Raw genomic sequence first — 12,632 nt, 5'->3', positions numbered from 1 at the left:
CGGGGTCCCGGCCGGCCTCAGAAGCCGCCGCCGTCGAAGCCTCCGCCCCCGCCGAAGCCGCCGCCGTCCCCGAAGCCTCCGCCGCCGAAGCCGGAGGAGTCGAAGTCGGAGCCGGAGAAGTCTCCGCCGCCCCAGTCGCCGCCGGTGCCTCCGCCGAAGTCACCGCCGCCGTACTCCCCCGCGTACGCCGGGGTGGCGAGCATGGAGCCGAGCATCGTGCCGACCAGCAGGCCCGGCAGCAGGCCGCCGCCAAAGTAGCCGCCCGCCCACGGTCCGTAGGCCGGGCCCGCCTCCCAGTACGGGCGGCGGCGGCCGTCGCCGACGTCGACCGTGCGGCTCATCGGGTCCTCGCCCTCGCGCAGCCGTACCTCGTCGGCGCCGCAGACGGGGACCTCTCGGGCCGATCCGCCGGACGGGGTCCACAGCACGTCCGCGACCGAGGGGCCGTGGCGCGGGTCGAAGAAGCAGGGCGGGCGGCGGGCCGGGAGGGGCTTGCCCGTGCGGCGGGCCTCCAGGACGGCGAGGGAGAAGCGTCCGTCCTCCAGGGACTGGGTGACCGGACGGACGTCCGAGGGATGCTGGGCGTGCTCCATCTTGGACTTGGCGCTCTCGTAGGAGTCCAGGGCTCGTTCGTAGTCGGCCCGCATCGCGTCGTCCGCGCCCTTCTCCGCCGGGTGGAAGTCCAGGCGCTCCAGGGTTTCTCCGTACGCGGTGATGTCCTCGTCCACGACGACGCGCAGCTTGTCGAGGGCGGCCCGTTCCTCTTCCTCCTTGCGGCGCCGGTTGCGGCGGGAGATCGCGTACGCGCCCGCGCCGCCGGCCACGGCGACCGCGCCGAGGGCGATCAGGCCGCCGGCCGGGAATCCGCCGTCGTCCGCGCTGCCGCCGGACCAGGAGGCGGGGGCGCTGCCCCGGGCCTGTTCCACCGCGCTGTCGACGAAGGCGTTGAGCTGGGCAGCCGTGTCGGTGTCGGTGGCCGGTGTCTTCACGGCCGCCGAGAGGTTCTCGACCGCCCGGGTGGGCATGACCTGCGGGTCGGCGCCCGCGTTGAACCCGTCGCCCAGGCGTATCGCGTAGACCCCGGTGATGCCGGTCTCGGCGCGCAGGGTCTGGAGCAGGCCCTCCTCGGGGAAGGCCGGGGTCGCGGGGAGGACGGCCACGAACACCGGTTTGTCGGCGTCCGTGATCTTGTCCTCCAGGGCCTTCTCCTGGCCGGTGGAGAGCTGGTCACGGGCGCCCGGATCGACGTAGACCGGGTCCTTCCGCAGTTCCTGCGCGGCATCGTCGACGGTGGCGGCGGGGGCGGCGGACGCAGCGGGGGCCAGGGCGAAGACCACCGCTGCCAGCATGAGCAGCAGGCCCGCCATGAGCGTGGGAAAAAGCCTTTTCCTCATACTTCACGCTACTCCAGGCGGGCAGCACGCGTCCTGCCCGTCCGGAGTGCGCCTCGGGAATGCCCCCCCCAGGGGCCGGGCTACTTCTGCTCGACCCGTACCCAGTCGATCTCCGCCTTGACGCCGCCCTGCGCGACGCGGTCCACGCTGGACTGCGGGAGACCCCAGTAGGGCTGGGTGACCTTGTTGTGACCGGCCGGATACGCTCCGCCCAGGGCCAGGTTCAGGATCACGTACTGGTGGTGGTCGAAGACCCACTGGCCCCGGGTGGATTCCAGTTTCTGCCGGGAGGTCCGCTGGACGACCCGGCCGTCCACGGTGAACGTCATGCCCTCGGGCGTCCACTCGACGCCGTAGGTGTGCCACTGGTCGGCGCGTCCGCCGTCGGGGAAGGTCTGGGACCTGCCGACGTTGCCGTCCGCCGAGTAGCCGGGGCCGTGCAGGGCGGAACTGGTCCAGTCGCCGTACCCGATGTTCTCCATGATGTCGGTCTCCCCGGAGCCGGGCCAGGAGACCGCCGGGTCGTCGACGTCGCTGCCCAGCAGCCAGAACGCGGGCCAGAACCCGTCGCCCACGGGCAGCTTCATCCGGGCGCTGACCCTGCCGTAGGTGAAGTCGAACCTGGTGTGGGTGTCGACACGGCCCGAGGTGAAGTCGAAGGTGCCGTTCGGTGTGGAGGTGCAGCCCTTGCAGTACTTCGGCTCCAGGACGAGGGCGCCGTTCTCGGTACGGATGGTGTCCGGGGAGTCGACGTACGCCTGGGACTCGCCGTTGACCGGGCCCATCTCCGTACCGGTGCGCACCACACGCCACTTGGAGCGGTCGAGGCCGGAGCCGGTGAAGTCGTCGAAGAAGGTGGTGCTGTAGGCGCCGCCCGGGTCCACGGGGAGGGCGGGGTAGGCGGCGTCGGCGCTGCCTCCGGTGCCCCAGACCTGGAACTCGTACAGGGAGTAGCCGAACTGCGCCGTGGACGGTGCCGGGTTGAGGAAGGAGCGGCGTTCCCTGCCGAGCATCCGGACGTAGCGGCCGGTGGCGGGGGTGGGCAGGGTGATGGTGTCGTGGCGGCCGACCGCGTCGCCGGGTGACGTCACATCGGCGCGGCGGGCGGCGACCTCGGCGGCGGAGGGGCGGTGGACGGTGCGCCAGTTCCGGTTGTCGTCGGAGACCTGGATCTCGTAGTCGACGGCGTAGGCGGCCTCCCAGTACAGGTCGACGCCGCTGATGGTGGAGGGGGCGCCGAGGTCGACGCCGACCCAGCGGTCGGCGTTCCAGTCGGAGGCCCAGCGGGTCCGGTCGGCCTTGAGGTCGGCCGGCCAGCCGCCGTCGGTGATGTACGCGGGCGAGTTCCCGGCGTGCTGGTAGAGGTTCCCGTACGCCGGGTGGTTGAGCGCGAGGTTGGCGCGGGTCGTCGAGGCGGGGGCGGGCTCACCCCCGTACACCTGGAAGGAGAACAGCGAGTATCCCCAGGCGGTGGCACGTTCGATGCCCCGCATCCGGACGTAGCGGCCGGTGACCTCCTGCGGGTGGGTGTGGGCGGTGACGGTGCCGCCGGTGCCGTCCGTCTCGGTGTAGAAGTCCGTCCAGTCGGTGCCGTTCTTCGACACTTCGAGGACGTACGCGCGGCCGTAGGCGGCCTCCCATTCCAGCTTCACCTGGTTGATCCGGATGGTGGCGCCGAGGTCGACGCGTATCCAGGCGTCGTCGGCGGCGTTGCTGGACCAGCGGGTGGTGGCGTTGCCGTCGGTGGCTCGGCCGGGGGTGGTGCCGGGGTCCTGGCTGCCGGAGGCGGTGACGGCGTCGGGGTCGGCCGTGTAGGCCGCCGCGGCGCGGTCGGTGTCCCAGGCGGCGGCCTCGGCCCGGGGTGCGGGGGTGGTGGGTGCGGGCGCCGGGGCGGCGAGGGCGAGGGGGGCGGAGAGTGCGATCAGAGCGGCGGTGGTGGCGATCAACGTCGTACGAGAGGGCATGTGGGGGTGCTCCAAGTCGGTCAATCGGTACGGGAGTCGCGGGTGAGGCGGATGGTGTCGCGGTACCACTTGGCACTGTCCTTGAGGGTCCGCGCCTGTGTGTCGTAGTCGACGCGGACGATGCCGAAGCGCTTGTCGTAGCCGTACGCCCACTCGAAGTTGTCCATCAGCGACCAGGCGAAGTAGCCCCGGACGTCGGCGCCCCGGGTGCGGGCCTCGGCCACGGCCTCGATGTGGTCGGCGAGATAGGCGGTGCGGTCGGTGTCGGGTACGGAGCCGTCGGCGGCGACGGTGTCGTCGAAGGCGGCGCCGTTCTCCGTGATGACGGTCGGCAGCGCGTAGTCGCGCTCCAGCCGCAGCAGCAGATCGGTGAGTTCGCCCGGGGTGATCTCCCAGTCCATCGCCGTACGCGGCAGATCGCGCTCCACCGCGCGGGTGACGGGGAGGCCTTCGGCGTCGGTGGGCGAGCCGTCCTCGGTGAGGCCGGAGAACAGCGCGCCGCGGTAGAAGTTGACGCCGAGGACATCGAGGGGGGTGGCGATGGCGGCCAGGTCGCCGTCCTGGACGGGCAGTTCGATGCCCTGGGCGGCCAGGTCCCGGACGGTGTCCTCGGGATAGCGGCCGTGGACGACCGGGTCGAGGTAGAGGCGGGTGCCGAGGCCGTCGGCGCGGCGGCAGGCCTCGCGGTCGGCCTCGCTGTCGGTCTCCGGGGTGGCGGTGCCGAGGTTGAGGGTGATGCCCAGCTCCAGGGGGTTGCCGCCCGCGGCCTCCCGGATGCGCCGGGACGCCAGGCCGTGGCCGAGGAGCAGGTGGTGGACGGCGTGGACGGCGTCGCCGAGGTTCCGGCGGCCGGGGGCGTGGAGCCCGTAGGCGTAGCCGAGCATCGCCGAGCACCAGGGCTCGTTCAGCGTCGTCCAGTGCGCGACCCGGTCCCCCAGCGCCTCGTACGCGAGCATCGCGTAGTCGGCGAAGCGCAGGGCGGTGTCACGGGCCGGCCAGCCGCCCGCGTCCTCCAGCTCCTGCGGGAGGTCCCAGTGGTACAGGGTGATCCAGGGGGTGATCCCCTTGTCCTGGAGCTCGTCGACGAGCCGCTTGTAGAAGTCGAGGCCCCGGGCGTTGGCAGGACCCCGGCCGCCGGGCTGGATGCGCGGCCAGGCCAGCGAGAAGCGGTAGGTGTCGACACCGAGGCCGGCGATCAGCTCCACGTCCTGGGGCATCCGGTGGTAGTGGTCGCAGGCCACGTCCCCCCTCTCGCCGCCCTCGACGGCGCCGGGGACGTCGCAGAAGGTGTCCCAGATGGACGGGGTGCGGCCGTCCTCCGCCGCCGCGCCCTCGATCTGGTACGCGGAGGTGGCCACGCCCCAGCGGAAGTCGGCCGGGAGCCCGGGGACGGCGGCGGGCCGCAGGAGGCGCCGGTTCGGGGAGGTGGTGACGGGGTGGTTCATCGGTCTCCGTAGGTGAGGGCGTCAGGCGGCCGGGGAGGGCTCGGACGGTTCCGGGTGGGGGGACTGCGCGTCGCGCGGTGCCGGTGTGCCGGGCGTCTCCCGCGGGTTCTCCGTGTGCAGCCAGCAGGCGACCGCGCGGTCGCTCTCGCCGGTGGGCGGGGTCAGCGACGGGACCCGCCGGGAGCAGGGATCGAACGCCTTGCCGCAGCGAGGGTGGAAGGCGCAGCCCGTGGGCATGGCGGACAGGTGCGGGGGCGAGCCGGGGATGCCGGTCAGCTCGCGGCGGGGGCCGTGCAGTGCGGGGAACGAGTGGAGCAGCCCGTCGCTGTAGGGGTGGCGGGGGTCGCGGTAGATCTCGGCCGCGCCCGCCTCCTCCACGATCCGGCCCCCGTACATGATCGCGATCCGGTCCGAGAACTCGATCAGGAGCGAGATGTCATGGGTGATGAACACGACCGAGAAGCCGAGCTGTTCCCGCAGTTCGACCAGCCGGCGCAGGATCTGCCGCTGCATGACGACGTCGAGCGCGGTGGTCGGCTCGTCCATGATGACGATCTCGGGTTCCAGTGCCAGCGCCATCGCGATCATCACGCGCTGGCGCATCCCGCCGGAGAGCTGGTGCGGATACGCGGCGAGCCGGTCCGCCGAGATCCCGACGAGGTTCAGCAGCTCCTCGGCGCGGGCGGTCCGCGCGGCGGAGCGCATCTGGGGGCGGTGGGCCTTGAGTACGTCGGTGAGCTGGCTGTGCACGGTGTGGACCGGGTTGAGCGAGTTCATCGCGCCCTGGAACACGATGGACAGTTCCTGCCAGCGGAAGGCGCGCAGCCGGTCCGGGGCGAGGGAGAGGATGTCGACGCTGTCCCCGCCCGGCCGGTGGTAGTGGACGTCGCCGCCGGTGATCACCCCGGGCGGGGAGAGCAGCCGGGTGACGGCGTAGGCGAGGGTGGACTTGCCGGAGCCCGACTCGCCCGCCAGGCCGAGGACTTCGCCCCGGTGCAGGGTGAGATCGATGTCGCGCAGGGCGTGCACGGCCTGGTCGCCGGTGCCGTAGTCGACGTTGAGTCCGCTGATGGTGAGAACCGGCTCGGCCGTCATGTGCTCTGCTCCTTGCTGGGCGTGGCGGCCGTCCGGGCGACCGGGGTGAAGCCGACCCGCATCCTGACCTCGCGGGAGGCGCCGGTCGCGGTGCGCAGGCGGGGGTTGACGAACTCGTCGATGCCGAAGTTGATGAGGGCCAGGGCGGTGCCGAGGAGGGCGATGCACAGGCCGGCGGGGACGAACCACCACCAGGCGCCCTGGGCGAGGGCCTGGTTGGACTGGGCCCAGAACAGGACGGTGCCCCAGTTCCAGTGCGAGATGTCGGCGACGCCGATGAAGGCGAGGGTGATCTCGGTGAGGATGGCGAAGATGACCGTGCCGACGAAGCCGGAGGCTATGACGGCGGTGAGGTTCGGCATGATCTCGAAGAGGATGATCCGCCAGGTGGACTCGCCGGTGGCGCGGGCCGCCTCCACGTAGTCGCGGCGGCGCAGCGACAGGGTCTGGGCCCGCAGTATGCGCGCCCCCCAGGCCCAGGAGGTGAAGGCGATCGCGGTGGCGATGAGCAGGTCGCCGGTGTCCGGGACGAAGCTCGCGATGATGATGATCAGCGGGAGTCCGGGCAGCACCAGGAAGATGTTGGAGAGCGCGGAGAGGATCTCGTCGGCCGCGCCGCCGAGGAATCCGGCGCTGACCCCGACGAGTACGGACAGGACCGTGGCGAAGATCCCGGCGACGAAGCCGACGACCAGGACGCCTCGGGTGCCGACGAGGATCTGGGAGAGGACGTCCTGCCCGGTCTGCGTGGTGCCGAACCAGTGGTCGGCGGAGGGCGGCCGGAGCAGCTGGTCGCTCATCGCGTCGGGGTCGTGCGGGGCGATCCAGGGTCCGGCGATGGCGAGGAGCACGAAGAACGCCAGGATGATCAGCCCGGTGCGGGTCTTCCCGCCGCGCAGGAACCGGAGCCGGGCCCGGCGGCTGGGCGCCGCGGGGGCGGGGCCGCCGTCGAGGACGGCGGTGTCGGTGGCGGTGACGGACATCTGGAGTCAGGCCTCCTTCCGGGTGCGGGGGTCGAGCACGGCGTAGACGAGGTCGGCGAGCAGGTTCGCGGCGAGGACGGACAGCGTGATGATCAGGAAGACGCCCTGCATCAGCGGGTAGTCCTTGCCGCCGACGGCCTGGAAGAGCTGGTATCCGATGCCCGGGTAGGTGAAGACCATCTCGACCAGCAGCGTGCCGCCGACGATGAAGCCCAGGGAGAGGGCGAAGCCGGAGATGTTCGGCAGGACCGCGTTGCGGGCGGCGTAGGAGAACATCACGCGCCGCTCGGAGAGCCCCTTGGCCTGCGCCACCATGACGTAGTCCTCGGAGGAGACGGTGACCATCATGTTGCGCATGCCGAGGATCCAGCCGGCGACGGCGCTGAGCACGATCGTGACGCCGGGCAGGAACCCGTGGTACAGCGCGCTGGAGATGAACGGCCAGTCGAACGCCGGGACCAGCGAGGAGTCGTACCCACCGGCGGCCGGGAAGACGGGCCACTTCACGGCGAACACCGCGATGGCGATGAGGCCGAGCCAGAAGTAGGGGATCGAGGAGATGAAGGTGGTGACGGGCAGCAGGCTGTCCAGCCAGGAGCCGCGCTTCCAGCCGCTGTAGACGCCGACGCCGGTGCCGAGCAGGAAGCTGATCACGGTGGTGATGCCGACCAGGGCGAGCGTCCACGGCAGGGACTGCGCGATCACCTCGCTGACCGGGGTCGGGAAGAAGGTGAACGAGAGCCCGAGGTCACCGTCGAGCAGATGCGCCCAGTAGTCGGTGTACTGCTGCCAGAGCGACTGGTTCTCGTCGAGGCCGAAGAGGGCCTTGAGGGAGGCGATGGCGTTGGTGTCGAGCTGGCCCTGGTAGCGGCTCATCAGCGCCTGGACCGGGTCGCCGGGCATCAGGCGCGGGATGAGGAAGTTGATGGTGATGGCGGCCCACGCGGTGACGGCGTAGAAGGTGAGCCGTTGCAGCAGGTACTTCACTCGCCGGCCCCCCGTATGCCGGTGTGCCCTGTGGGGGTGCGCTCGGCAGGTGTCCGCTGTACGGGGGTCCGCCCGGCGGGGGTTCCCGGTGCGCCGGTCCCCTCGTACAGCCAGCAGGCCGCCCACTGTCCCCCCTCCAGGCCGAAGCGCGGCGGCAGTTCGGTGCGGCAGCGCTCCATGGCCTTCGGGCAGCGCGGGTGGAAGCGGCAGCCGGCCGGCGGGGCGATCAGCGACGGCGGCTCGCCGGTCCCGGTCTCCTCCTGCTCCTCCTCGGCGACCACCCGGTCCGGGTCGGGCGCCGAGGCGATGAGGAGCTGGGTGTAGGGGTGGGCGGGGTGCTGGGTGACGGTCTCGCTGTCGCCGCCCTCGACGATCCGGCCCGCGTACATCACCAGCGTGGTGTCCGCGAAGTAGCGGGCGGAGGCGATGTCGTGGGTGATGTAGAGGATCGCGAGATGCAGGCGTTCCTTGAGGTCGCGCAGCAGGTTGAGGACGCCGAGCCGGATCGACACGTCGAGCATCGAGACCGGTTCGTCGGCGAGGAGGACCTGCGGGTCGGCGCCGAGCGCGCGGGCGATGGCGACGCGCTGGCGCTGTCCGCCGGACAGCTCGTGCGGGAACTTGTCCAGGTACTGGTGCGGTGGTGTCAGCTGGACGCGGTTCAGCAGCGCGGTCAGGCCGGCCTCCAGTTCCGCGTCCCCGCTGCCCGCCCGGCCGTGGATCCTGAGCGCCCTGGTGAGGTGGTAGCGCACGGTGTGCACCGGGTTCAGCGAGGCGAACGGGTCCTGGAAGATGAGCTGGACCTGCTTGACGTAGCGGCGGAAGGACCGGCCGCGCCCGGCCTTGACCGCGGTGCCCGACAGCCGTATCTCGCCCGAGGTGAGCGGATGGAGCTGGGCGAGCAGCCGGGCGACGGTGGACTTGCCCGAACCGGACTCCCCCACCAGGGCCGTGACGGTGCCGCGCCGGAGTTCCAGCGAGACGTCGTCGACGGCGTGGACGGTGCGGCGGCGGCGTGCGGCGAGATCGCGGCCGGTGCGCCGTACGGGGAAGTGTTTGGTGACTCCGCGTGCTTCGAGCACCACGTCGGTGCCCGCAGCCACGTTCTCGGACTGTTCGGTGTTCATGGCCGGTTCTTCCCCCGTACTTACTTGGTGGGCTTGAGCTTCAGCACGATCTGCAGCGCGGTGGGCTGGGTGTGCTGCGGCGGGGCGTAGGGGTCGGACTCGGTGGGCCAGCCGGTCCAGTTCTTCGAGGAGTACTCGGCGCCGATGGGGGCGGCTGCCGTGGGGATCACGGGCGCCTGCTCGACGAAGATCTTCTGGAGGGTGTTCATCGCCCTGGTGCGGGTGGCGTCCTCGGTGGCGTTGGCGTACTCCTTGAGCGCAGCGGTGGCCTCCGGGCTCTTGAAGCGGCCGAAGTTGCCGAGCTGGGAGCTCTTGCCGATGGGCTGGAGGATCGAGCCGTCCATCATGTTCTGGTACATGTCGTAGGGCGTGGCCCCGCTGTTGGTCCAGTGCAGGGTGGCGTCGAAGTTGCCGTTCGCGACATCCGCGCCCCAGGCGTCGGCGGTCTGTGTCCTGACCTTGGCCTCGATACCCAGCTGCTTGATGTTGTCCTTGATGATCGAGAGTCCGGTGATGTAGTCGTTCCAGCCGGCCGGGTCGGTGAAGGTCAGCTTCACCGGCTTGCCGGAGGGGTCCTTCAGCACGCCGCCGCTGAGCGTGAACCCGGCGTCGGCGAGGATCTTCCTGGCCCCCTCCACGTCCGGCTCGGTGGTGGCGCCCTTGTACTCCGGCGCGAGGAAGGGGTCACCGGCGGGCAGCGGGATGCCGGTCGGGCTGGTGATCTCCGGGTAGAGCGTCGCCTGGGCCTGGATGTGGATCGCCCGGCGGTCGACGACCATGGCCATCGCCTTGCGCAGCGCCGGGTTGTCGAAGGGCTTGCGGGCGGTGTTGAACCACAGTCCGTGGATGCCGAGCCCGGAGGGGAACCACAGCTGGTGGTGCTTGGGGTCCTTGGCGATGTACAGCTGCTTGTAGTTCGGCATGAAGACGAACGACCACTCGACCTTGCCGCTCGCCAGCGCCGTGGTCGCCGCGCTGTTGTCGTTGTACGCGGTGTACCGCAGCTCCTTGACCTTCGTCGCGCCCTTCCAGTACGCCGGGGTCGCCGTCAGCGTGGTGGTCTGCGGGGTGAAGGTCTTCAGCTTGTACGGGCCCGAGCCGACCGGGGTGCGGTTGGGCCAGGTCTCCGGGTTGTCGACCTTCTCCCAGATGTGCTTGGGCACGATATAGGTCTGGATGATCTTGTTCTGGTTGACGAACTGGGACTCCTTGAAGGTCAGGACGACCTTCCCGCCCTCCACGGCGATCCCGTCGAAGGGGATGCCGTTGCCGTTGAGCGCCGGGTGCTTCTTCAGCAGGCCGAAGGTGTACTCGACGTCGGCGGCGGTCAGCGGCTTGCCGTCGGCCCACTTCGCGCGGTCGTCGAGGGTGAAGGTGACCTTCGTGAAGTTGGACTCCCACGTCCACTCGGTGGCGAGCCAGGGGGCCGCCTTGTCGGTGGGACGGATCTGGTTCGTCATGGCCAGCGGCTCGTAGATCATGTGGCGGTAGCCGAGGGTGGCGCTCGCCGAGGTGCTCAGGAACGGGTTGCTGTTGTTCGTCTGCGGCCCGTCCGGCTTGCCGAGGGTCAGTACGCCGGTGGCGCCGGCTCCCCCTTTGCCGGAACCCGAGTTGGCGGACGAGCAGCCGGCGGCGAGCGCGACCACGGCGGTGGCTACTGAGAGCGCTCTCAGCGTGTGACGACGGCGTACGGACATGACGACTCCAGAAGGACTGCGGGTCTGGGAGATCCGGGAGGCGGGCAGCGCTCGACGCGCCGGGTACAGGTGGTGCGGGTGAATACAGGTGGCGCCGGGAGTTGCGGGCGGTGCGGGAGTTGCGGATGGCGCGCGGTGGGGCGGGGGTCGGGGATACGGGCGGGTGTCCGGCGGGGCCGGTCCCGTTACGGCGCCGAGTGGCGCACGACCAGTTCGGTGGGCAGCACGGCCGGTTCGTCCGGTGCGGCCGTGCCGCCGAGGTGGGACAGCAGCATCCGCGCCGCCGTCTCACCCATCCGCCGGGTGGGCTGGCGCACGGTGGTCAGGGGCGGGGCGGTGTGCTCGGCCATCGGGATGTCGTCGAAGCCGACCACCGCGATGTCGTCCGGCACGCGGCGTCCGGCGGCCCGCAGGGCCCGCAGGACGCCCGCCGCGCTGAGGTCGTTGTGCGCGAAGACCGAGTCGAACTCCACGCCGGCCGCGAGGAGTTCCGCGACCGCGAGGTGACCGCCCCGTTCGGTGAAGTCCCCGTCCGCGACCAGGTCGGTGGGCAGGACCGAACGGAAACCACTGAGCCGGTCACGTACGCAGCCGAAGTGCCGCGGACCCGTGAGGACCAGTGGCCGGGTGCGCCCCGAGGCCAGCAGATGGCGGGCCGCCGAGGCGCCTCCCTCGCCGTTGGTGGTCACGACGGAGGGGAACGCGGGGTGGTGGCCGCGGTCGTCGATGAGGACGATCGGCAGGCCCTTGCGGTGCAGTGCGGTCAGGTGGTCGAGCGTGTTCTCCGGCTCCACGACGACGAGTCCGTCGAAGGCACGCGCCGACACCTGGTCGGTGAAGCGCTGTACGGACTCCGCGCCGCGGTTGCAGGTGAAGAGCAGCAGTCCGTGGTCGGCGGCCTCGACGGTGTCGACGACGCCCTGGAGCAGTTCGCCCATCCATGGCCAGGTCAGCGAGGGCACCAGCATCCCGACCGTACGGCTGCTGCCGCGGGCCAGTCCGACGGCACCCGAACTGGGCACATAGCCGAGCTGTGCGATCACTTCACGAACGCGGGAGGCCGTGGAGCCGTCCACTTCGCCCTTGAGGTTGAGGACCCGGGACACGGTCGTCTTGCTGACGCCGGCCTCACGGGCGACATCGGCGATGGTGACACGCATCAGGGGCCTCCGGAGACAAGGCTGGGCAGGGCTGGGCAGGGCAGGGCGAGGTGAAGCCGACGAGGCGCGGAGGTCCGTGACCATCGGTCGCCGGTACCGGTTCCGCAACCGGTCCCGGAACCGGTACCGGCGTTGCGGCTGGAGTTAACCCCGCCGGAACACAGCCGTCAATACTTCACGCCGAAATTGGTCCGTACCCATCTCCCCACCAGGCAGGGCGAGTTATGCGTTCAAGTTCTGAACGAGCCAACTCTTGACGTGAGGCCGCAACAGCGGTTCACTCACGCCTCGGCCGACGGCATCACCCCCGCGCACCCTGCCGGGAGGGCGGCAGCCCATGATCCGATCCGGCAGAGCCCTCCGCGCACCGGCCGCCACCGCGCTCGCCGCGGCGGGTCCCCCGCACCCACCTCCGGTACGGCACGGCGGCGGCGCCCCGTTGTTCCCGATCGCACATGATCTGCGACCCGGGCGGTCAGGCGCGACCCGGGCGGCCCAAGGCACCGAGCGCCGGCAACGGCTGCGGCTCCGCCCGGCCCGTGACCGCCGGCCGGGGCGGGCAGAAGTTCACGTACATCCCTCCCGGGCCGCACCTCGACGGCCTTCACCCGGCCCGGCACCCGGTCCGGGCCCTGAGCCGCGGCCGGGGTCCTGAGCCCGGCCGGGGTCCCGAGCCGGTCCCGGCCCCGCTCCGGGCCCTGAACCCCGCGGTCCGGGAACGCAGGGAGCGAAGGCCGGAATGTACATCCGCAACGCATGCGCCGGAGCCGCCGGCCGAAG

General features: G+C 71.3%; 9 protein-coding genes. All 9 read right to left on the bottom strand.

Going from position 1 to position 12,632, the window contains the following annotated elements:
* Window positions 1–17 precede the first annotated feature (17 nt).
* The 9 genes from ABT170_RS03945 to ABT170_RS03905 all read right to left on the bottom strand — a co-directional run bounded on the left by ABT170_RS03945 (window position 18) and on the right by ABT170_RS03905 (window position 11,852).
* On the bottom strand, window positions 18–1,394 hold the full coding sequence (locus ABT170_RS03945) for a hypothetical protein (RefSeq protein ID WP_329945872.1): 1,377 nt from the start codon (window positions 1,392–1,394) through the stop codon (window positions 18–20).
* Between the two features lie 80 nt (window positions 1,395–1,474).
* Window positions 1,475–3,358, bottom strand: coding sequence for a discoidin domain-containing protein (locus ABT170_RS03940; protein ID WP_351863876.1), 1,884 nt, complete (start codon window positions 3,356–3,358; stop codon window positions 1,475–1,477).
* Between the two features lie 20 nt (window positions 3,359–3,378).
* Window positions 3,379–4,803, bottom strand: coding sequence for a GH1 family beta-glucosidase (locus ABT170_RS03935; protein ID WP_329945874.1), 1,425 nt, complete (start codon window positions 4,801–4,803; stop codon window positions 3,379–3,381).
* 21 nt (window positions 4,804–4,824) lie between these two features.
* Window positions 4,825–5,898 carry an ABC transporter ATP-binding protein gene (locus ABT170_RS03930; protein ID WP_329945875.1) on the bottom strand — a complete coding sequence of 358 codons (1,074 nt, stop codon included), beginning with the start codon at window positions 5,896–5,898 and terminating at the stop codon, window positions 4,825–4,827.
* Window positions 5,895–6,881 carry an ABC transporter permease gene (locus ABT170_RS03925; RefSeq protein WP_329945876.1) on the bottom strand — a complete coding sequence of 329 codons (987 nt, stop codon included), beginning with the start codon at window positions 6,879–6,881 and terminating at the stop codon, window positions 5,895–5,897. The genes ABT170_RS03930 and ABT170_RS03925 overlap by 4 nt, the downstream gene beginning before the upstream one ends.
* Before the next feature lie 6 nt (window positions 6,882–6,887).
* The gene (locus ABT170_RS03920) at window positions 6,888–7,868 is read right to left on the bottom strand and encodes an ABC transporter permease (protein ID WP_329945877.1); all 981 of its coding nucleotides are present in this window, start codon (window positions 7,866–7,868) and stop codon (window positions 6,888–6,890) included.
* Window positions 7,865–8,995 carry an ABC transporter ATP-binding protein gene (locus ABT170_RS03915; protein WP_351863871.1) on the bottom strand — a complete coding sequence of 377 codons (1,131 nt, stop codon included), beginning with the start codon at window positions 8,993–8,995 and terminating at the stop codon, window positions 7,865–7,867. The genes ABT170_RS03920 and ABT170_RS03915 overlap by 4 nt, the downstream gene beginning before the upstream one ends.
* A 20-nt stretch (window positions 8,996–9,015) precedes the next feature.
* Window positions 9,016–10,692, bottom strand: a complete 1,677-nt coding sequence (locus ABT170_RS03910; RefSeq protein WP_329945879.1) for an ABC transporter substrate-binding protein — start codon at window positions 10,690–10,692, stop codon at window positions 9,016–9,018.
* Between the two features lie 185 nt (window positions 10,693–10,877).
* Window positions 10,878–11,852: a LacI family DNA-binding transcriptional regulator gene (locus tag ABT170_RS03905; RefSeq protein WP_329945880.1), complete on the bottom strand. Its 975-nt coding sequence runs from the start codon at window positions 11,850–11,852 to the stop codon at window positions 10,878–10,880.
* Window positions 11,853–12,632 lie beyond the last annotated feature (780 nt).

Source organism: Streptomyces sp. NPDC001787 (genome assembly GCF_040297465.1).
GTDB lineage: Bacteria > Actinomycetota > Actinomycetes > Streptomycetales > Streptomycetaceae > Streptomyces.
This window is presented reverse-complemented; position numbering and strand designations above follow the sequence as displayed.